This is a genomic window from Streptomyces sp. TRM68367 (assembly GCF_014495685.1).
GTDB lineage: Bacteria > Actinomycetota > Actinomycetes > Streptomycetales > Streptomycetaceae > Streptomyces.
In genome coordinates this window covers 16,459-35,846 of the sequence record NZ_JACTVI010000052.1, presented here as the reverse complement: position 1 = coordinate 35,846, position 19,388 = coordinate 16,459, and the positions used below count along the sequence as shown (strand labels likewise).

Annotated in this window: 14 protein-coding genes and 1 pseudogene; 9 read left to right on the top strand and 6 right to left on the bottom strand. The window is 70.1% G+C overall.

Translation table 11 applies throughout. The features are described from left to right. Positions 1–18: 18 nt before the first annotated feature. Positions 19–645 (bottom strand): annotated as a pseudogene (locus H8R17_RS47470) (trypsin-like serine peptidase); the annotation flags it as partial. Between the two features lie 499 nt (positions 646–1,144). Here H8R17_RS47470 and H8R17_RS27940 point away from each other — a divergent pair. Next, complete coding sequence (locus tag H8R17_RS27940) at positions 1,145–3,118, top strand: ATP-dependent DNA helicase (RefSeq protein ID WP_187825991.1); 1,974 nt, start codon at positions 1,145–1,147, stop codon at positions 3,116–3,118. A gap of 164 nt (positions 3,119–3,282) precedes the next feature. Here the strand turns inward: H8R17_RS27940 and lexA are convergent, their stop codons facing one another. Beyond that, positions 3,283–4,062: a transcriptional repressor LexA gene (gene lexA, locus H8R17_RS27935; protein ID WP_187825990.1), complete on the bottom strand. Its 780-nt coding sequence runs from the start codon at positions 4,060–4,062 to the stop codon at positions 3,283–3,285. Positions 4,063–4,620: 558 nt separating this feature from the next. On the opposite strand from lexA, the gene nrdR reads away from it, so the two are divergent. Further along, positions 4,621–5,184, top strand: a complete 564-nt coding sequence (nrdR, locus tag H8R17_RS27930) for a transcriptional regulator NrdR (protein WP_187825989.1) — start codon at positions 4,621–4,623, stop codon at positions 5,182–5,184. A 161-nt stretch (positions 5,185–5,345) separates the two neighbouring features. After that, positions 5,346–8,225 (top strand): vitamin B12-dependent ribonucleotide reductase, encoded by a 2,880-nt coding sequence (locus H8R17_RS27925; protein ID WP_187825988.1) that lies wholly within the window; start codon positions 5,346–5,348, stop codon positions 8,223–8,225. A 95-nt stretch (positions 8,226–8,320) separates the two neighbouring features. On the opposite strand, the gene H8R17_RS27920 is transcribed toward H8R17_RS27925, so the two are convergent. Continuing rightward, complete coding sequence (locus tag H8R17_RS27920; RefSeq protein WP_187825987.1) at positions 8,321–8,854, bottom strand: TerD family protein; 534 nt, start codon at positions 8,852–8,854, stop codon at positions 8,321–8,323. 151 nt (positions 8,855–9,005) lie between these two features. Between H8R17_RS27920 and H8R17_RS27915 the strand changes: the two genes are divergently transcribed. The 3 genes from H8R17_RS27915 (at position 9,006) to H8R17_RS27905 (ending at position 11,345) form a co-directional block, all read left to right on the top strand. Then, positions 9,006–9,611 carry a YdbC family protein gene (locus tag H8R17_RS27915; protein ID WP_187825986.1) on the top strand — a complete coding sequence of 202 codons (606 nt, stop codon included), beginning with the start codon at positions 9,006–9,008 and terminating at the stop codon, positions 9,609–9,611. Between the two features lie 153 nt (positions 9,612–9,764). Then, positions 9,765–10,424, top strand: coding sequence for a histidine phosphatase family protein (locus tag H8R17_RS27910; protein ID WP_187825985.1), 660 nt, complete (start codon positions 9,765–9,767; stop codon positions 10,422–10,424). Positions 10,425–10,436: 12 nt separating this feature from the next. Further along, positions 10,437–11,345 (top strand): ADP-ribosylglycohydrolase family protein, encoded by a 909-nt coding sequence (locus H8R17_RS27905; protein ID WP_187825984.1) that lies wholly within the window; start codon positions 10,437–10,439, stop codon positions 11,343–11,345. 571 nt (positions 11,346–11,916) lie between these two features. Here the strand turns inward: H8R17_RS27905 and H8R17_RS27900 are convergent. Further along, on the bottom strand, positions 11,917–13,464 hold the full coding sequence (locus tag H8R17_RS27900) for an MFS transporter (protein WP_187825983.1): 1,548 nt from the start codon (positions 13,462–13,464) through the stop codon (positions 11,917–11,919). A 182-nt stretch (positions 13,465–13,646) separates the two neighbouring features. Between H8R17_RS27900 and H8R17_RS27895 the strand changes: the two genes are divergently transcribed. The 3 genes from H8R17_RS27895 (at position 13,647) to H8R17_RS27885 (ending at position 15,757) form a co-directional block, all read left to right on the top strand. Beyond that, positions 13,647–14,270 (top strand): TetR/AcrR family transcriptional regulator, encoded by a 624-nt coding sequence (locus H8R17_RS27895; protein WP_187825982.1) that lies wholly within the window; start codon positions 13,647–13,649, stop codon positions 14,268–14,270. Between the two features lie 82 nt (positions 14,271–14,352). Continuing rightward, a complete protein-coding gene (locus H8R17_RS27890; RefSeq protein WP_187825981.1) occupies positions 14,353–15,054 on the top strand; it encodes a ribonuclease HII in 702 nt (233 codons plus the stop codon). 67 nt (positions 15,055–15,121) lie between these two features. After that, positions 15,122–15,757: a hypothetical protein gene (locus tag H8R17_RS27885; RefSeq protein ID WP_187825980.1), complete on the top strand. Its 636-nt coding sequence runs from the start codon at positions 15,122–15,124 to the stop codon at positions 15,755–15,757. Positions 15,758–16,092: 335 nt separating this feature from the next. Here the strand turns inward: H8R17_RS27885 and H8R17_RS27880 are convergent, their stop codons facing one another. Together H8R17_RS27880 and H8R17_RS27875 are read right to left on the bottom strand one after the other, a co-directional pair. After that, complete coding sequence (locus tag H8R17_RS27880; RefSeq protein WP_187825979.1) at positions 16,093–16,707, bottom strand: hypothetical protein; 615 nt, start codon at positions 16,705–16,707, stop codon at positions 16,093–16,095. A gap of 355 nt (positions 16,708–17,062) precedes the next feature. After that, the gene (locus H8R17_RS27875) at positions 17,063–19,228 is read right to left on the bottom strand and encodes a RecQ family ATP-dependent DNA helicase (protein ID WP_187825978.1); all 2,166 of its coding nucleotides are present in this window, start codon (positions 19,226–19,228) and stop codon (positions 17,063–17,065) included. Positions 19,229–19,388 lie beyond the last annotated feature (160 nt).

Genomic DNA, 19,388 nt, shown 5'->3' with positions numbered 1-19,388 from the left:
GTTGTCGCAGGGGGCGGGCCTGAACATCTTCAGGCCGTTGTAGGGCGGCGCGGCCGGGTAGCCCCCACGCGCCCATCTTCCCGGCCTCGGTCGCGGACGGGCCGGAGAAGTCCACGTCCAGCGCCGCGCCGACGGTCTCCTCCAGGGACTTGCGCCCTGCTCCGGCTTCACCTGCAGCACGGCGTAGTCGTACGCCGCCCCGTCACCGCCGGTGTCCGAGCCGTCCCGGATCCACTCGTTCGAGGTCGAGGCCCAGTCGGCCCACCAGTTGCCGTACGGGGCGACCTCCGAGGCGCCGGTGTTGCTCAGCTCCGCCTCGGACTTGCCGAGGTCGTTGCAGGCCGGGACGAAGACGATGTTGCGGTACCAGCCGCCGCTGCCACCGGCGTGCACGCAGTGGCCGGCCAACCACACCAGGTTGGACCTGCCCGGATGGTTGACGTCCTTGATGACCGTGCCGGAGCAGACGGCCGGGCCGTCGGGGGAGTCGAAGAAGACCTTGCCGACCGGGGCCGCGTTCTCGTGGTACGGCGTCTTCTGGGCCGTTGCCCGGACGGGCGCCGGCTGCCGGTCGCTGACGCCCTGGCCGGCCGGCGCGTCCTTCGTCGTGACCGTCTTGTCGGCCTCCTTCGCGGACTGCATGCGATGAACCGTGGGTGTGCGGTGAACCCGCGCGTCTACGACGCCGTCACTGACCGGCGGACTTCTCGCTGACCTTGTCGTACACGCCCCTGGCCTCCTCGCCCAGCCGCGGCCCGGCCAGCCAGCGTGTGGATCGCATGATCTTGACTCCCCCTGGTGTGCACTGCCGCGATGATTTCCGCCCGGACTCCAGCACACGGATCCGCCCGCACAGCCCGCTCCGCTGCGCACCACAACCAGAGCCCCGCTGCCCCCTCACGTCAGTCAAAACTCCGCACGCACCGCCCCGATCTCATCCGCCCGATCCAAGTCCCCCTCATCCCAGCCGATTCCACCCAACCGATCCGATCCCGTCCACACCGGACCGATCCGCATCCGAGCCGGCTCGATCCCCATCCGCCCCATTCCGGTCACGCGCAGAGGAGCCTCCCGTCTTGATCCAGCCCGTCGTCCCCGCCTTGATCGCCCGTTTGTCAGTGCTGGGCCGTAGGGTGGTCGCGCTATGACGAAGCCCTCACTCCCCGAACTCCTGCATGCTGCCGTCACTGCTGTCGGCGGTACGGAGCGCCCCGGCCAGGTGGCCATGGCCGAAGCCGTCGCCCAGGCGATCGACGACGGCTCCCATCTGCTGGTCCAGGCCGGCACCGGCACCGGCAAGTCGCTCGGCTACCTCGTGCCGGCCCTCGCTCACGGGGAGCGTGTCGTCGTGGCGACCGCCACCCTGGCCCTGCAGCGCCAGCTCGTGGAGCGCGACCTGCCGCGTACGGTCGACGCGTTGCACCCGCTGCTGCGCCGCCGCCCGGAGTTCGCGATGCTCAAGGGCCGGTCGAACTACCTGTGCCTGCACCGCCTGAACGAGGGTGTCCCGCAGGACGAGGAGGAGGGCCTCTTCGACCAGTTCGAGGCGGCGGCCCCCACCAGCAAGCTGGGCCAGGACCTGCTGCGGCTGCGAGACTGGGCGGACGAGACAGAGTCCGGCGACCGCGACGGCCTCTCGCCCGGCGTGTCCGACCGGGCCTGGTCCCAGGTGTCGGTGTCGTCGAGAGAGTGTCTGGGCGCGTCGAAGTGCGCCTACGGCGCCGAGTGCTTCGCGGAGATGGCCCGTGAGCGCGCCAAGCTCTCCGAGGTCGTCGTCACGAACCACGCGCTGCTCGCCATCGATGCCATCGAGGGCGCACCGGTCCTCCCCCAGCACGAGGTGCTGATCGTCGATGAGGCCCACGAGCTGGTCTCGCGGGTCACCGGAGTCGCCACCGGCGAGCTCACCTCCGGCCAGGTCAACCGCGCGGTGCGGCGCGCCGCGAAGCTCGTGAACGAGAAGGCCGCCGACCAGCTCCAGACCGCCGCCGAGGGCTTCGAACGGCTGATGGAGCTGGCCCTGCCGGGCCGCCTGGAGGAGATCCCGGAGGACCTCGGCTACGCGCTCATGGCGCTGCGCGACGCCTGCCGCACGGTGATCTCCGCGATCGGCGCGACCCGCGACAAGTCCGTCCAGGACGAGGACGCGGTCCGCAAGCAGGCCCTGGCCGCCGTGGAGAACATCCACGACGTGGCGGAGCGGATCACGAACGGTTCCGAGTGGGACGTCGTGTGGTATGAGCGCCACGACCGCTTCGGGGCCTCCCTGCGCGTCGCCCCCATGTCCGTGTCGGGCCTGCTCAGGGAGAAGCTTTTCGCGGACCGCTCCGTCGTCCTGACCTCCGCGACCCTGAAATTGGGCGGCGACTTCAACGGCGTCGGCGCCTCCCTGGGGCTGGCCCCCGAGGGCACGGAGGGCGAGGACCTCCCGCAGTGGAAGGGCGTCGACGTCGGCTCGCCCTTCGACTACCCCAAGCAGGGCATCCTCTACGTCGCCAAGCACTTGTCGCGTCCCGCGCGTGACGGCGACCGCGTCGACATGCTGGACGAGTTGACGGAGCTGATCCAGGCGGCGGGCGGCCGGACGCTGGGGCTGTTCTCCTCGATGCGGGCCGCCCAGCTCGCGGCCGAGGAACTGCGCAGCCGCATCCCCGAGTTCCCGATCCTCCTCCAGGGCGAGGAGACCCTCGGTGAGCTGATCAAGAATTTCTCCGCCGACCCGAAGACCTGCCTGTTCGGCACGCTCTCGCTGTGGCAGGGCGTCGACGTGCCCGGCCCCAGCTGCCAGCTTGTCGTCATGGACAAGATCCCGTTCCCGCGGCCCGACGACCCCTTGATGAGCGCCCGCCAGAAGGCGGTGGAGGACGCCGGCGGCAACGGCTTCATGGCGGTCGCCGCGACCCATGCGGCGCTGCTCATGGCCCAGGGCGCCGGCCGCCTCGTACGGGCGTCGGGGGACCGCGGCGTGGTCGCCGTACTGGATCAGCGGCTGGCGACAGCGCGGTACGGGAGCTATCTGAAGGCTTCACTGCCCGACTTCTGGTACACCACGGACCGTAACCAGGTACGGAAGTCACTGGCCGCGATCGACGCGGCCGCAAAAGCAGACGCCCAGTAAACCCTCGTGCCACGCACCGGAACCATCAATTGAGCAACCACAACGGCGATCAACCAGGTCCGCGAAAGCGGCGCCGGCTTAGGCGCAAAGACAGACCCCGGAACCGGCGCAGGGGTCCCGGGGCCCGGCCAGAGGGCGGGGCGGCGAGGCCCGCCCGGCGCCGGTCAGACGCGGCGCAGTACGGCCACCACCTTGCCGAGGATGGTCGCGTCGTCGCCGGGGATCGGCTCGTACGCCGCGTTGTGCGGGAGCAGCCAGACGTGGCCGTCCTCGCGCTTGAAGCGCTTCACGGTGGCCTCACCGTCGAGCATCGCGGCGACGATGTCGCCGTTCTCGGCGACCGGCTGGCGGCGGACCGTGACCCAGTCGCCGTCGCAGATCGCGGCCTCGATCATGGAGTCGCCGACGACCTTGAGGACAAACAGCTCACCGTCGCCGACCAGCTGACGGGGAAGAGGGAAGACGTCCTCGACCGACTCCTCGGCGAGGATCGGGCCACCGGCGGCGATCCGGCCGACCAGCGGGACATACGACGCGGCCGGCTTGCCGGCGGTGTCCGTGGGCTGCACGGAGGCGGCCTGGTCGGAGCCGCGTACCTCGTACGCGCGCGGGCGGTGCGGGTCGCGGCGCAGAAAGCCCTTGCGCTCCAGTGCCATCAGCTGGTGCGCGACGGAGGAGGTGCTGGAGAGGCCGACGGCCTGGCCGATCTCGCGCATCGACGGCGGGTAGCCGCGTCGCTGCACGGAGTCCCTGATGACCTCGATCACCCGGCGCTGGCGGTCGGTGAGCCCGGAGCTGTCCGCCCGGATGCCTGGAGGTCGGCCCGGCAGGGAGCGCTTGTGCCCCTCGGGATTCGTGGCTTGGTTCATCGCATGCACCGGCTCAAGTCGGCCCTGGGAGCGGTCCTGGGCAGTGATGGTGGCACTGTCTGCGGTGGTGGTCACGTCGGCCCCTCTCGATGGTCTCCCTGCTGGACAACGGTAGTTGCTTTCGAAAGGTTGCGCCAAACACACGTTCGAGTGAAAAAACGCGAATCGTCTGTCGCGATCATGTGTCTGGGTGTATGGCTACCGTGGTGCCTGGCGGACAAAAGGGCCCGTTGTTGTTCACCGCCGGGTGACGACCTCGTGGGTTGGTGCCCCAGTCTGCCACCCGGTATCCCGTCACCCGGGGGCAGGGCCCCATCTGCGCGGGAGTCCCACGTCCCCTCCTCCTGGCGCCCACGGTATCTCCGCATGTGCGGCAGCGATGCGGCCCTGCGCTGCGGATCGGGCGCGGCGCGGCGGGCCGTACGGCGCCTGCCTCTGTGGGTGCGACACGCGCGCACAGCGTGTGTGTATGAGCCAATCCCCACATCTAGTGGTTGGATTGCAGGAGTAGCCCAGAAGTTGTGGTCCCCCGGGTCTTCAGGCCCGAGACGATCGCCTATGCTTGGGGCTGCTTCGTGGGGCCCAAGTGGTCCGCGAGGCTATTGAGTCTGCTGTGAGGAGGGTTGGGAGTTCATGCACTGCCCCTTCTGCAGGCACCCCGACAGCCGTGTCGTCGACAGCCGGACGACCGACGACGGCACGTCGATCCGCAGGCGCCGCCAGTGCCCCGACTGCTCCCGTCGTTTCACGACCGTGGAGACGTGCTCGCTGATGGTGGTCAAGCGGTCCGGAGTCACCGAACCCTTCAGCCGTACCAAGGTCATCAACGGTGTGCGCAAGGCATGCCAGGGACGGCCAGTCACCGAGGACGCGCTCGCCCAGCTCGGCCAACGGGTCGAGGAGGCGGTGCGGGCCACTGGAAGCGCCGAGGTGGCCGCCCACGACGTGGGGCTGGCCATACTCGGCCCGTTGCAGGAGCTCGACCTCGTCGCCTTTCTGCGATTCGCCTCCGTCTACCGGGCGTTCGACTCGCTCGAGGACTTCGAGGCCGCCATCGCGGAGCTAAGGCAGCAGACGGGACACCCCGCCGCTGACGACGAGGACCGCGAGGACGAAGCTGACGCGGGGAGCCAGGAAGGCGACCGCGGGACCGGGGGGACTGCACAGGTCCCCGAGCCCGCAGGCGCCGCCGACTGACCGGCGGGCCGGACCCGGATGCACACTCCGGGCCCGGCCGGGCGGCGGCGAGAAAGACCTGTTGCGGGCAGCAGCGAGGATGCCAGCAACACCAGACAGAACACCGTGCCACGGGAACAACGGGGCACTTCAGGGCGTTTTAGCCCGTACAGGGAGGCGGCATGACAGAGACGGCGAGCGGTCCGGCACGGAGTTCCCGAGCCAAGGGCACCAAGGCGAACAAGGGCCTGCGTATCGAGCGCATCCACACCACCCCCGGCGTGCACCCGTACGACGAGGTGGCCTGGGAGCGCCGTGACGTCGTCATGACCAACTGGCGCGACGGCTCGGTCAACTTCGAGCAGCGTGGCGTCGAGTTCCCCGACTTCTGGTCGGTGAACGCGGTCAACATCGTCACCAGCAAGTACTTCCGCGGTGCCGTCGGCACTCCGCAGCGCGAGACCAGCCTCAAGCAGCTGATCGACCGCATCGTGAAGACGTACCGGAAGGCCGGCGAGGACCACAAGTACTTCGCCTCGCCCGCCGACGCCGAGATTTTCGAGCACGAGCTGGCTTACGCCCTCCTGCACCAGATCTTCAGCTTCAACAGCCCTGTCTGGTTCAACGTCGGCACCAAGCAGCCCCAGCAGGTCTCCGCCTGCTTCATCCTGTCCGTCGACGACTCCATGGAGTCGATCCTCGACTGGTACAAGGAAGAGGGCATGATCTTCAAGGGCGGCTCCGGCGCCGGCCTGAACCTCTCCCGCATCCGCTCCTCCAAGGAGCTGCTGTCCTCCGGCGGCAACGCCTCCGGCCCGGTCTCCTTCATGCGCGGCGCCGACGCCTCCGCTGGAACGATCAAGTCGGGTGGCGCGACCCGCCGCGCCGCCAAAATGGTCGTCCTCGACGTGGATCACCCGGACATCGAGGACTTCATCGAGACCAAGGTCAAGGAAGAGGAGAAGATCCGCGTCCTGCGCGATGCCGGCTTCGACATGGACCTGGGCGGCGACGACATCGCCTCCGTCCAGTACCAGAACGCCAACAACTCGGTCCGTGTGAACGACGAGTTCATGAAGGCGGTCGACCAGGGCGGCAAGTTCGGCCTGCGCGCGCGGATGACCGGCGAGGTCATCGAGGAGGTCGACGCCAAGGCGCTGTTCCGCAGGATCGCCGAGGCCGCGTGGGCCTGCGCCGACCCCGGCATCCAGTACGACGACACCATCAACAACTGGCACACCTGCCCCGAGTCCGGCCGGATCACCGCGTCGAACCCGTGCAGCGAGTACATGCACCTGGACAACACGTCCTGCAACCTGGCCTCGCTGAACCTCATGAAGTTCCTGAAGGACGACGGCCTGGGCAACCAGTCCTTCGAGGTCGAGCGCTTCTCGAAGGTCGTCGAGCTGGTCATCACGGCGATGGACATCTCGATCTGCTTCGCGGACTTCCCGACCCAGAAGATCGGCGAGAACACGCGCGCGTTCCGCCAGCTCGGCATCGGCTACGCCAACCTCGGCGCCCTGCTGATGGCGACCGGCCACGCCTACGACTCCGACGGCGGCCGCTCCCTCGCCGGAGCCATCACCTCCCTGATGACCGGTACGGCGTACCGGCGCTCGGCCGAACTCGCCGCGGTGGTCGGTCCGTACGACGGCTACGCCCGCAACGCCTCCGCCCACAAGCGCGTCATGAAGCAGCACGCCGACGCCAACGACAAGGCCGTCCGTATCGACGACCTGGACACCCCGGTGTGGGCCGCTGCCACCGAGTCCTGGCAGGACGTGGTGCGTCTCGGTGAGAAGAACGGTTTCCGTAACTCCCAGGCATCCGTGCTCGCCCCGACCGGCACCATCGGCCTGGCGATGGCCTGTGACACCACCGGTGTCGAGCCCGACCTCGCGCTGGTCAAGTTCAAGAAGCTGGTCGGCGGCGGTTCGATGCAGATCGTCAACGGCACCGTCCCGCAGGCCCTGCGCCGCCTGGGCTACCAGGAGGAGCAGATCGAGGCGATCGTCGCCCACATCGCCGACCACGGCAACGTGATCGACGCGCCCGGCCTCAAGCCCGAGCACTACGAGGTGTTCGACTGCGCCATGGGCGAGCGTGCCATCTCCCCGATGGGCCACGTCCGCATGATGGCCGCGATCCAGCCGTGGATCTCGGGTGCCATCTCCAAGACGGTCAACATGCCGGAGTCGGCGACCGTCGAGGAGGTCGAGGAGATCTACTTCGAGGCCTGGAAGCTGGGTGTCAAGGCGCTCGCCATCTACCGCGACAACTGCAAGGTCGGCCAGCCGCTCTCCACGAAGAAGTGGGAGGAGGAGAAGGCCGAGGAGCCCGCCGTCGTCGAGCCCCCGGTCGAGAAGGTCGTCGAGTACCGCCCGGTCCGCAAGCGCCTTCCCAAGGGCCGTCCCGGCATCACGACGTCCTTCACGGTCGGCGGCGCCGAGGGCTACATGACCGCCAACTCCTACCCGGACGACGGTCTCGGCGAGGTCTTCCTGAAGATGTCCAAGCAGGGCTCGACCCTCGCGGGCATGATGGACGCCTTCTCCATCGCGGTCTCCGTCGGCCTGCAGTACGGCGTGCCCCTGGAGACGTACGTCTCGAAGTTCACCAACATGCGCTTCGAGCCGGCCGGCATGACGGACGACCCGGACGTGCGGATGGCGCAGTCGATCGTCGACTACATCTTCCGCCGCCTTGCGCTGGACTTTCTGCCCTTCGAGACGCGCTCCGCGCTCGGTATCCACTCCGCCGAGGAGCGCCAGCGCCACCTGGAGACCGGTTCGTACGAGCCGACCGACGACGAGGTCGACGTCGAGGGCCTGGCCCAGTCGGCGCCGCGCGCCCACGACCTGAAGGCCGTGTCCGCTCCGAACGGCACCGGGGTGGCCAAGCCGGCCCCGCAGCAGGCCCACACCAGCGCCGAACTGGTGGAGATGCAGCTGGGCATCCAGGCCGACGCCCCGCTGTGCTTCTCCTGCGGCACGAAGATGCAGCGCGCCGGTTCCTGCTACATCTGCGAGGGCTGCGGCTCGACCAGCGGCTGCAGCTGACACCGGGCAGGGTGACCCTGCCGCCCGGGTAGTTGCGCGAGGGGCGCCGACCATGTGCTGGCGCCCCTCGTCGTCGTATGTCCTCGCGTACGGCGTCAGGACCGGCGTGTCGCGCCCATGGTCCGCGTGAAGTCCGCCGGGTCGCCCTCGAAGCCCTGGATGCCGGGACGGTAGTCCCACGCGCCGGATCCCTCCCGGACGAACTCCGCGACCGTGGCCGCCGTCGCCCCGAGGACCTGGCCGAAGTCGTCCTCGGTCAGGTCGGTGTAGCCCTCACGGATACGCAGGCCGGGGTTGGCCACGCTGACGAAGGTCCGATGTGCGGGGCGCTGCTGGATGGCCACACCGACCACCACGCGCGCGTAGCGGGGGGCCAGGCGTTCCAGCTCCAGCGTCATGACCTCGTCGTAGCCGAAGCCCTTGCCGTCCTTGCTGTCCCGGTTGAGGTAGATGGTGCCGTCGGGGGAGCGGCTGTCGAAGTACACCACGTAGGCGGGATCGCCGTACGGATCGTTCGCCAGGTACGTCGCGGCGACGAGGTCGAGATCGGAGGGCGGCTGTCCCGCCGGACTCGGGTCCCACCGCAGTGCGACCTCGACCTTGCCGATCCCCTTGTTGAGGCCGTTCACCAGACTTCCCCTTCCCCGGTACCGTCGTTCGCTCCAACTGCCGGGCAGTCACAGCTGGTTGTCCATCCTGCCACGCGCGCGCGTGTCCGTGCGGGAGAGCTGTCCGCCCGAGGGTGACCGATGCCACGCTCCGTGGCCTTACGATGGCGCGGTGCTGGTCAAGTGGATTCGCTGCACCGTGGTGGACCGCCGCGGTTTCGAGCGGGGGCAGCGAAAATGGGCGGGGCTTCTGGGGGAGCCGGGTTTTCGCGGACAGGGCGGCGGCTGGAGCCGGGGACGGCCGGACGTGGCGCACATCTTCGCCTTCTGGGAAAGCCGTGCCTTCTACGACTCCTTCATGGCCCGTTCCCACGACCGGCTCGCGGCAGCCCAGTCGGGCACTTTCAAGGACGCCCAGGTCAGGCTCTTCGACTACCGCTTCGACGTGAATACCGGGTTCGAGCCCCGCTTCACGGACGCCGACCTGCTGCGCGTCGCACTGTGCCGCGTGCACGAGGAGCGGACCGAGCACTTCGTGCTGATGCAGGAGAAGGTCTGGAACCCCGCGATGGCCGGCTCGCCCGGCATGATCCGAGGCCTGTTCGGCGAGGCGCCCGGCCACGAGTTCCTGGTGCTGTCGATGTGGCGTTCGGCCGCCGAGCACGGCAAGTACCGCACCGAACGCGTGGAGCGACTCGCGCTCCGCGCGCAGACGGAGGCCGACATCGCGGCGCTCACGGGTGACATCGTGGGCCTCGAACCGTCCTGGATAGTTTGATTGCCGTACGCACCCTTGAGGCGCTCTGGACGCACGCCGGACCGCGTTAATCATGTGGCCTCATGTGAGCCGTGGTGCGGGATCTGTGTGACCTACGCCGTATGAAGCCCGTACGAGTGCTCGATTGTCCCCGACCCGATCTAGGGTTTTGGCATGGCACGACCGCGGCGCATCGTCCTTGTCCGACACGGCGAGTCAACGGGCAATGTTGATGACTCCGTGTATGAACGCGTGCCCGACCATGCGCTGGCACTCACCGAGCGCGGCTGGCGGCAGGCGGAGGAGACCGGCAAGACACTGCGCGAGATCTTCGGCCGCGAACGCGTCAGCGTGTACGTCTCCCCCTACCGCCGTACACACGAGACGCTGCGCGCCTTCCACCTCGGCCCCGAGCTCATACGGGTGCGCGAGGAGCCCCGGCTGCGCGAGCAGGACTGGGGCAACTGGCAGGACCGCGACGACGTACGCCTCCAGAAGGCCTACCGCGACGCCTACGGCCACTTCTTCTACCGCTTCGCCCAGGGCGAGTCCGGTGCCGACGTCTACGACCGGGTCGGCGGCTTCCTGGAGAGCCTGTTCCGCAGCTTCGAGGCCCCCGACCATCCGCCGAACGTCCTCCTGGTGACCCATGGTCTGGCCATGCGGCTGTTCTGCATGCGCTGGTTCCACTGGACGGTGGCGGAGTTCGAGTCCCTGTCGAACCCGGGGAACGGCGAGGTACGGATGCTCGTTCTCGGGGAGAACGGCAAGTACACGCTGGACCGGCCGTTCGACCGCTGGCGCGATCCGGAGCCGTACGGGATCACCGGATAGGGTGGCGGCGCGATGACCACTGACTCCTCTCCCGGCGGGCGCCTGGACCGCGCCCTGACCAGCCTGCGCGGACTGTCGGTGGGGGACGCGCTCGGCTCACAGTTCTTCGTGCCCGCGAACCACGCCCTGCTGAAGGGCCGCGAGCTGCCGCCCGGCCCGTGGCAGTGGACCGACGACACGGAGATGGCCTGCTCGGTGGTCGCCGTCCTGGCCGCCCACCGCCGCATCGACCAGGATGCCCTGGCGCAATCCTTCGCCGCGCATCACGACTTCGACCGGGGCTACGGCCCCGCCGTCAACCGGCTGCTGCGCCTGGTGCGGGAAGGCGGCGACTGGCGCGAGCTGGCCGCCGCGCTCTTCAACGGGCAGGGGTCCTGGGGCAACGGTGCCGCAATGCGCATCGCGCCCCTGGGTGCCTGGTACGCGGACGACCCGGAGCAGGCCACTCACCAGGCCGAGATCTCGGCCTACCCCACCCACCAGCACCGTGAGGCCGTGGTCGGCGCCATGGCCGTCGCCGCGGCCGCCTCACTGGCCGCCGCCCCAGGCGGTCCGCCCGGCGCCGAGTCCCTGATCGACGGGGTCATCGCGCTGGTCCCGTCGAGGAGCGCGGTCGGCGCGGGGCTGCGACGGGCCCGGGACCTGCTCGACTATGCCGACGCGGCCACGGTCGCGGCCGTGCTGGGCTGCGGGCGGCGTACGACGGCCCATGACACCGTGCCCTTCGCCCTGTGGTCGGCCGCGCGGGGACTGCGCGACTACGAGCAGGCGTTCTGGACGACCGCGCAGGTCGGCGGGGACATGGACACGACCTGCGCCATCGTGGGCGGGGTGATCGCGGCCGGGAGGGCGGGGGCGCCGCCCGCCGAGTGGGTGCGGCGGACCGAGGCGCTGCCGGAGTGGGTGCCGATCTCGGCCTGAGAGTCACTTGTCCGGTGCCGGTCGGGGACTGGGAGCCTTTGGAGCGGTGCCGGCATCGCATGGGTGCCCTGGAGAGGTACCCGGCACGGTCTGGGCGCCGCTCGGGAGGTGTGGGCACGGACTGGGTGACTGTCGCCCTGCGTCGGCACGACCTCGGACCTTCCCACCCCTGCGCCGACAGGCACTTATCCGCCCAGCATCTGGTGCCGTCCTGGCTGTGCTGCCCGGTGCCAGGTGCCGCCCCGGCCTGGTTGCTTGCCGCTCGTAGAAACTCTCTGTGCATGTCGGGAACTCTCCGTGACCGGCCGCGCGTTGTCGTGACATCTGCTGTGTGGCACGGAGCCGGATGCGCCAGAGGTGCATGAGCGTCACGGGGGTGGTCATGGAGGTTCTTGTGGACCTGTCGGCCCTGCCGCCCGTCATGTGGGCGGTGTGGGCTTTCGTAGGGCTGCTGCCGGGCACGGACCGGCCCGGCGGCTGCCGACGGGTCCCTGTCAGGCCCGCCGACGAGTCGCCGGGGTCGGTTTCCGGTCTGTTCCGGTCAGCTCACCACCGGCCAGATCGTCCCTGGTCAGGCCATCCCCGGTCCGGCCGAGCCCGAGAGTGCCTCCAGGTCGCTCCTGCGGACCCTGATCACCAACCAGGCGGTGGTCAGGGCGAGTACGGCCATCGCGGCGGCCGGGAGGAACGCCGTGGAGATGCCCTGCGCGAGCACCTCGTGCCGCCAGGGCGCGGGCAGTTGATGCGCCTGGGCGAACTCTGCATTCTGCTCCGCCGAGCCCTCCGCCATGAAGCCCGGCAGCTGCTTCTCCGCCTCGTCCCTGCTGGCCGTGCCGAACGCCGTGGTCAGAATGGCCAGGCCCAGCGAACCGCCCACCTGCTGGGTGGCGTTGAGGAGACCGGACGCCGCGCCCGCCTCGTGCGGGGCGACACCGGAGACAGCGGTGAGCGTCAGTGTCACGAAGTTCAGGCCCATACCGAAGCCGAAGACCAGCATCGGGCCGAGCACCCCGCCGGCATACGAGCTGTCCGAGCTGATGAGGGCCTGCCAGCCCAGCCCGATCGCCGCCAGCGCCGAGCCCACCAGCATGAACGGCTTGGGCCCGAACACCGGCAGGAACCGCTGCGACAGATCCGCGCCGAGCACGATCACCACCGTCACCGGCAGGAAGGCGAGCCCCGCCTCGATCGGGCTGTAGGCCAGCACGTTCTGCACGAAGAGCACGATGTAGAAGAACATGCCGAACATCGCCGCGGCCAGGCAGAGCATGATCACGTATGTGCCCGAGCGGTTGCGGTCGGCGAACATCCGCAGCGGGGTGATCGGCTCCTTGGCCCTGGACTCGATCAGCGCGAAGGCCAGCAACAGGACCACCGCGGCACCGAAGGACCCGATGGTCAGGTTGTCCCGCCAGCCCTCGTCCGCCGCGCGGATGAAGCCGTAGACGAGGGAGGCCATGCCCGCCGTCGAGGTCACGGCGCCCGCGATGTCGAAGCGCCCGGTGTGCCGTTCGGACTCGCTGATGTAGACCGGCGTGAGCATGGCGATCAGTACACCGATCGGCACGTTGACGAAGAGTACCCAGCGCCAGTCGAGCCACTCCGTGAGCATGCCGCCCGCGAGCAGACCGATGGCACCGCCGCCCGCGGAGACCGCTGCGAAGACACCGAAGGCCCGGTTGCGTTCCGGCCCCTCGGGGAACGTGGTGGTGATGAGCGCCAGCGACGTGGGCGACGCAATCGCTCCGCCCATGCCCTGCAGGACACGCGCCGCCAGCAGTTGCCAGGGCTCCTGGGCGAGCCCGCCGAGCAGGGAGGCCAGCGTGAACAGCAGGATGCCGGTCATGAAGACCCGCCGGCGGCCGAGAATGTCGCCGGCCCTGCCGCCGAGGAGCAGCAGACCGCCGAAGGTGAGCGTGTAGGAGCTGACGACCCAGGTGAGGTCGGTGGTGCTGAACTTGAGGGCGTCCTGAATGTGCGGGAGCGCGATATTCACAATCGTCGCGTCGAGTACCACCATGAGTTGGCAGGCCGCGATGACCGTGAGCGCGATGCCGGGACGACCGTCCCGGCGGGCCGCACCTGGCTTCTGGTCCTGAATCAACGGAGAGGTTGTCACTATGGTCCCGCACGAAAGCCGTAGTGAACGCTTGCGTTCACTGTTCCGGCAACGGTAGTGAGCCCCGGTAGTGAACGCAACCGTTCACTACTGTCGTCGTCCGGTGATGCGCCCCCTGGCTGTCGTGCGACGAGTCCCCGCCCCGGAATCCCCGCTTCACCCTGCTCGCTGGAGAAGTTGAGATGGTTACCTCGCGCTGGACGGCCGCCCCCGCTCAGACGGCCTCGCTCCGCCGGCGTGGCGCCGTGCTCGAACGCGCGATCCTCGATGCCGCGCTGGAACAGCTCAGCACGGTCGGCTGGAAGGGCCTCACGATGGAGGGCGTCGCGGCCGCTGCCCAGACCGGCAAAGCCGCGGTGTACCGGCGCTGGCCCTCCAAGGAGGACCTGGTCGCGGACGCCTTGCAGGCCGGACTGCCCAGCTTCGAGGAGGCGCCCGACACGGGTGGCGTGCGCGAGGACCTGCTCACGCTTTGCCGGCGGGCCCGCGAGGCGATGTTCTCCCGCCCGGGATTCGCACTGCGTGCAGTGATTCACGAATGCGACCCGGATCAGGCGGAACGCTTCCACGGTGTGATCATCGGCGGAGTGGTCGAGCCGACCGTCAAATTGCTTCGCGAGATCATCACCCGTGGTGTCGACCGCGGAGAGGTGCGGTCCGATGCGGCGAACGGCTACGTCTTCGACGTCATCCCGGCCATGATGATGTACCGCTCCAAGCTGTGCATGAGCGAATGGAGCGATCGGGAGCTGGAGGAAATGATCGATCAGTTGATGCTTCCGCTGCTCCGGCCGTATGGTGCCTGACCCGAGCGTGGGGCCGCGCCGGGAGCCGCCCGGGGGACCAGGGTGTCGCGACGTGATCGGAGCGGCGTACGCTAAGGACGCCATGCCGTACGAACCTCCTACTCACACTGTCGAGCGCTCCTTGCGGGCCACGACCGGAGCGAAGATCGTCGTGGGCATCGACGAGGTGGGGCGCGGCGCGTGGGCCGGCCCCGTCACCGTCTGCGCGGCCGTCACCGGACTGCGCAGGCCGCCCGAAGGCCTCACCGACTCCAAGCTCCTCACCGTCAAGCGCCGCACCGAACTCGCCGAGGAACTGCGGAAGTGGGTGACGTCGTACGCGCTGGGGCACGCCTCCCCGGAGGAGATCGACGACCTGGGGATGACGGCCGCGCTGCGGCTTGCGGCGGTGCGTGCCCTGGAAACCCTGCCGGTCCGGCCCGACGCGGTGATCCTCGACGGCAAGCACGACTATCTCGGAGCGCCCTGGAGGGTCCGTACGGTCATCAAGGGCGACCAGTCGTGCGTGGCGGTTGCGGCAGCCTCGGTGATCGCCAAGGTTCAGCGCGACAAAATGATGGCCGAACTGGGTATCGACCATGCAGACTTCGGTTTTGTGGACAACGCCGGGTATCCGTCGCCTGTGCACAAGGCCGCACTGGCGGAGCGGGGGCCCACCCCGTACCACCGGTTGTCGTGGGCGTATCTTGATGCGCTGCCCCAGTGGCGGCACCTCAAGAAGGTCCGCAGCTGGGTGGACGGAAGCGTTCCGGAAATCGAGGGTCAGCTCGGCTTCGATTTCTGACGGTTCCGCTCGCGCTGCTGTGTACCCGCCGACGCGCGCCGCACCAACGTTTGATAAACATCAGCCCATGCCTCTCATTCCCGAGGAGCCTCAGATTCACGAGAGTGCCCAGGGTCCCCGCGCCACTCCGGCCAGCGGCCGTACCGCGCCGACCCCCCGCCCCGTACCCGGCCCCCGTCCCGCGGCTTCGTCGCGCCCCGGTCGTCCCGGCCAGGTCCGGCCCACGCCGTCGGCGCAACGCACGCCGCGTGATGTGGCCGCATCCAAGCCGGGGCCGTCGGCCCCGGCCGCCCCGGCCACGTCCGCCCGGGCCACCCCGCAGATCCAGCTGATCCCGGCCTCGGTGCAGGGGGCGCTCGACGCCGCCGAGGAAGCCGTGGACCTGCTCCTGGACTCGGGCCGTGCCCCTGGCGACGTGCTGGTCATCACCACCGGCGAGCAGCACCCGTGGGCCGCCCACGAGCTGTCCTTCGGCGAAGCCTCCTACTGGGCCCAGCACGACGCCGGCGACGACGTCTTCTACGCCGACGCCGCCGTCGCGGACCGTGCGGCGTCGCGGCCCGTGGTCGTGGTCGCCGTCAACGGAGGCACCGAAGCCGCTGCCGCCACCGCCCTGACCCAGGCCCACTCCCGGGCCGGCGCCCTGCTGGTCGTCTGCGGCGATCCGCAGCAGATCAACTCCGTGCTGGGCGCGGGCGTCTGACCCGGCACCGTCGCGTCCGAGGGGACGCCGGCGGTGACGGCGGACGCCGCTCGACGGCATCCGCACGGAGGGGCTTCGACGTGCGCGGCAGGACCGGAGCGGTCGACGTGTGCGTGCCTTCGCCTGGTCCTTGAGCCCGCTGGGTGCCGTGCGCGCCGACGTGTGCGCGGACTTGCGCGCCTGGCCGGCGCGCGCTGCGCCGTGGTGCGGGAGTGCGGGCCTGGTTGTCGTACGGACTTGTCGTGTGCGGCGCGGGCGGTACGGTGCCGTCGTACGGGGCATGGCGAGGTGCTGTCGGCAGGCTGGGAACGGCGGGCGGGAACGCTCTGCCGGGATCAGCGTGCCGCGGCGCGGCGCAGGACCTCTGACGCGGCACCGCCGGTGCGCGGCAGCGGGGGCGGAGACTCGGCCGTGGCGAACGGCTCCGGGGACGAGTCCGCGTTGGGGCGACGGCCGCCGCGGCCCTCGCCGAGCACCTGCCAGCCGTCACGGGTCAGCGTGATGTACGCCCCGCAGCGCAGCCCGTGCAAGGTGCAGGCGTCCCGCAGACCCCACATCCACGCGCCGTCCTCCTCCGTCCAGCGTGCGTCGCCGTCACGGCAGTACAGCAGTACGGCTGTGCGCACCGGGGTACGGCGCCGCAGATCGTGCGGGATGACCCGGCGCAGCTGGGCGAGCACTACGTTGCGGAACATCCAGCCGTCGGCCGAGGCGGCCCTGCGGGCGAACGAGGCGCTCGCACGCAGCCGTTCGTTCTGATCGAGCACGGCCACCACGGCGGTGCCCGGCCTGGGGTGGTGGCGTACGTGCAGCCCGCTGACGACCTCCCGGGGATTGCGCAGCAGCGGGATCCCGGCGGCGGCCCACTCCGCGGGTTCGAGCACGCGATGGGCGGATGCGGTGGACGTCGACAGCGATGCCGCCGAGGACGGAGCGAATCCGAAGGTCACGGTCCTCCCTTCGGCTACGCGCCCACAAGGCGGGCGGGGTCGGATTCGGGGGAGCGCGCACCGCAGCGAAGCCCTACCGGATCACGGACGAGCCGTGCGGGGAGCGGACCTCAATTCTTCCTGTCGAACTTGGATGCGGCAACGAGCAATTGAGGCAGGTGACCGTAATCCGGTGATCTGAGGCTTATATCCCCGCCGGTGTGGCGCCGGGCCACGCATGGGGCGTTCGACGCCGACACGTGCGTACGCCACGGTCATGCGTCTCGTCCAGAGGTGCGCACCCACCGGCCCGGGCGAGGGTACCCCGCCCGGGCCGCACGCGCGCGTGGAACCGTGTTCGGTGCCTGGCGCGTGATCACCCCTGTACGGCCAGGACCAGCGGCAATACTCCCTGCGCGCCCGCGCGCCGGAGCATGCGCGCCGCGACCGCGAGGGTCCAGCCGGTCTCGGTGTAGTCGTCCACGAGCAGGACCGGGCCGTGGGCCTCGGTGAGCGCGGAGGCGAGGGCGGGCGGAACGGTGAGCGCTCCGTCGAGTGCCTTGAGGCGCTGCGCGCTGTTGCTCCGGGAGACCGGGGCTCCGTCGCCGGAGTGCGCCACGGACCCCAGCAGGGGCAGCCGGCCGATCTCCGCGATGCGCGATCCCAGGGAGTGGATCAGCTGCGGCCGGGTCCGCGAGGCGACGGTGACCACGCCGACGGGACGCGGCCGGGCGTCCGCTGCCCCGGGAGCCCAGCCGCCCGGGCCCTTCGCCCAGTCGGCCAGCACACCCACCACGGCCCTGGCCACGTCGTCCGGCACGGGCCCGTCGGGCGCGTGGGACGCCAGCATCGGCCGCAGCCGGTTGCCCCAGCCGATGTCCGACAGCCGCCCCAACGCGCGTCCCACGGCAGCCTGTTCACCCGCCGGAATGCGTCCCTTGAGATCCACGCCGATCGCCGGAAGCCCGGTCGGCCACATGCGGCGCGGCTCCACCTCGACGCCGGCCCGGCCCAGATCGACCCGCGCGGCGTCGAGCGCGTCCTCGGAGGTGTCCGCGGTGAAGCGGGTGCCCGCGCAGTTGTCACAGCGGCCGCAGGGCTTGGCGCCCTCGTCGTCCAGCTGGCGCTGCAGGAACTCCATCCGGCAGTCCGTGGTCGACGCGTACTCGCGCATGGCGTGCTGTTCGGCGGCGCGTTGACGCGCCACCCAGTCGTAGCGCTGCGCGTCGTACGTCCATGGCTGCCCGGTGGCGATCCAGCCGCCCTTGACCCGCTGGACCGCCCCGTCCACGTCTAGGACCTTGAGCATGGTCTCCAGCCGGGACCGGCGCAGCTCCACCAGAGGCTCCAGGGCGGGCAGGGACAACGGCCTGTCCGCGCACGCGAGGACGTCGAGGGTGCGGCGCACCAGGTCTTCCGACGGGAAGGCCAGCGACGCGAAGTACTGCCAGATCGCCTCGTCCTCCTTCCCCGGGAGCAGCAGCACCTCGGCGTGCTCGACACCGCGGCCGGCGCGGCCGACCTGCTGGTAGTAGGCGATGGGGGAGGACGGCGAGCCGAGATGCACCACGAAACCGAGGTCGGGCTTGTCGAAGCCCATGCCGAGCGCGGAGGTTGCAACCAGGGCCTTGACATTGTTGGCGAGCAGGTCGTCCTCCGCCTGCTTCCGGTCGGCGTTCTCCGTCCTGCCGCTGTACGGCGCGACCGTGTACCCGCGCTGCCGCAGAAAGGCCGTGACCTCCTCGGCGGCGGCCACCGTGAGTGTGTAGATGATGCCGGAGCCCGGCAGTTCGCCGAGGTGGTCGGCGAGCCAGGCCATCCGGTGGGCGGCGTCCGGCAGGCGCAGTACGCCCAGGCTCAGGCTCTCCCGGTCCAGCGGGCCGCGCAGCACGAGCGCGTCCGACGTGCCGCCGGTGCCGAGCTGCTCCGCCACGTCTGCGGTCACGCGCGCGTTGGCGGTGGCGGTGGTCGCCAGCACGGGCACGCCGGGCGGGAGGTCGCCGAGCATGGTGCGCAGCCGCCGGTAGTCCGGGCGGAAGTCGTGGCCCCAGTCGGAGATGCAGTGGGCCTCGTCCACCACGAGGAGACCGGTCTCTGCGGCGAGTTCGGGCAGCACCCGGTCGCGGAAGTCAGGGTTGTTGAGCCGCTCCGGGCTGACCAGCAGCACGTCGACCTCGCCCGCGGCGATCTCGCCCTGAACCGTCTCCCACTCCTCGGTGTTGGAGGAGTTGATGGTCCGGGCGTGGATCCCGGCCCGGGCCGCGGCCTCGACCTGGTTGCGCATCAGCGCTAGCAGCGGGGAGACGATCACGGTCGGTCCCGCGCCGCGCGCCCGCAGCAGGGAGGTGGCCACGAAGTACACCGCGGACTTGCCCCAGCCCGTGCGCTGGACGACCAGGGCCCGGCGTCTGTCGGCGACCAGCGCCTCGATCGCCCGCCACTGGTCCTCGCGCAGCCGGGCCGCGCCCGAGTCGTCCCCGACGAGGCGGGAGAGGACCGCGTCGGCCGCCTTCCGGAGATCCGCGTTGCTCGTGTGCTCCATGCGTACATACAACAGGACGGGACTGACAGGCGGGCGGTGGTGTGGACGGAGCCAGGCTGGGTGGAGGGCCCGGTGAGACAGGAGTGGGCAGCCGGCAACGGGCCATGACCGGCGCGGGCCGGTGCATGCCCATGCGGCCGGATGTAACCGGGATGACGTG

Coding starts and splice junctions, on each gene's coding strand:
- H8R17_RS27940 (WP_187825991.1), top strand. CDS start 1,145: ATGACGAAGCCCTCACTCCCCGAACTCCTGCATGCTGCCGTCACTGCT.
- nrdR (WP_187825989.1), top strand. CDS start 4,621: ATGCACTGCCCCTTCTGCAGGCACCCCGACAGCCGTGTCGTCGACAGC.
- H8R17_RS27925 (WP_187825988.1), top strand. CDS start 5,346: ATGACAGAGACGGCGAGCGGTCCGGCACGGAGTTCCCGAGCCAAGGGC.
- H8R17_RS27910 (WP_187825985.1), top strand. CDS start 9,765: ATGGCACGACCGCGGCGCATCGTCCTTGTCCGACACGGCGAGTCAACG.
- H8R17_RS27905 (WP_187825984.1), top strand. CDS start 10,437: ATGACCACTGACTCCTCTCCCGGCGGGCGCCTGGACCGCGCCCTGACC.
- H8R17_RS27895 (WP_187825982.1), top strand. CDS start 13,647: ATGGTTACCTCGCGCTGGACGGCCGCCCCCGCTCAGACGGCCTCGCTC.
- H8R17_RS27890 (WP_187825981.1), top strand. CDS start 14,353: ATGCCGTACGAACCTCCTACTCACACTGTCGAGCGCTCCTTGCGGGCC.
- H8R17_RS27885 (WP_187825980.1), top strand. CDS start 15,122: ATGCCTCTCATTCCCGAGGAGCCTCAGATTCACGAGAGTGCCCAGGGT.
- H8R17_RS27875 (WP_187825978.1), bottom strand. CDS start 19,228: ATGGAGCACACGAGCAACGCGGATCTCCGGAAGGCGGCCGACGCGGTC.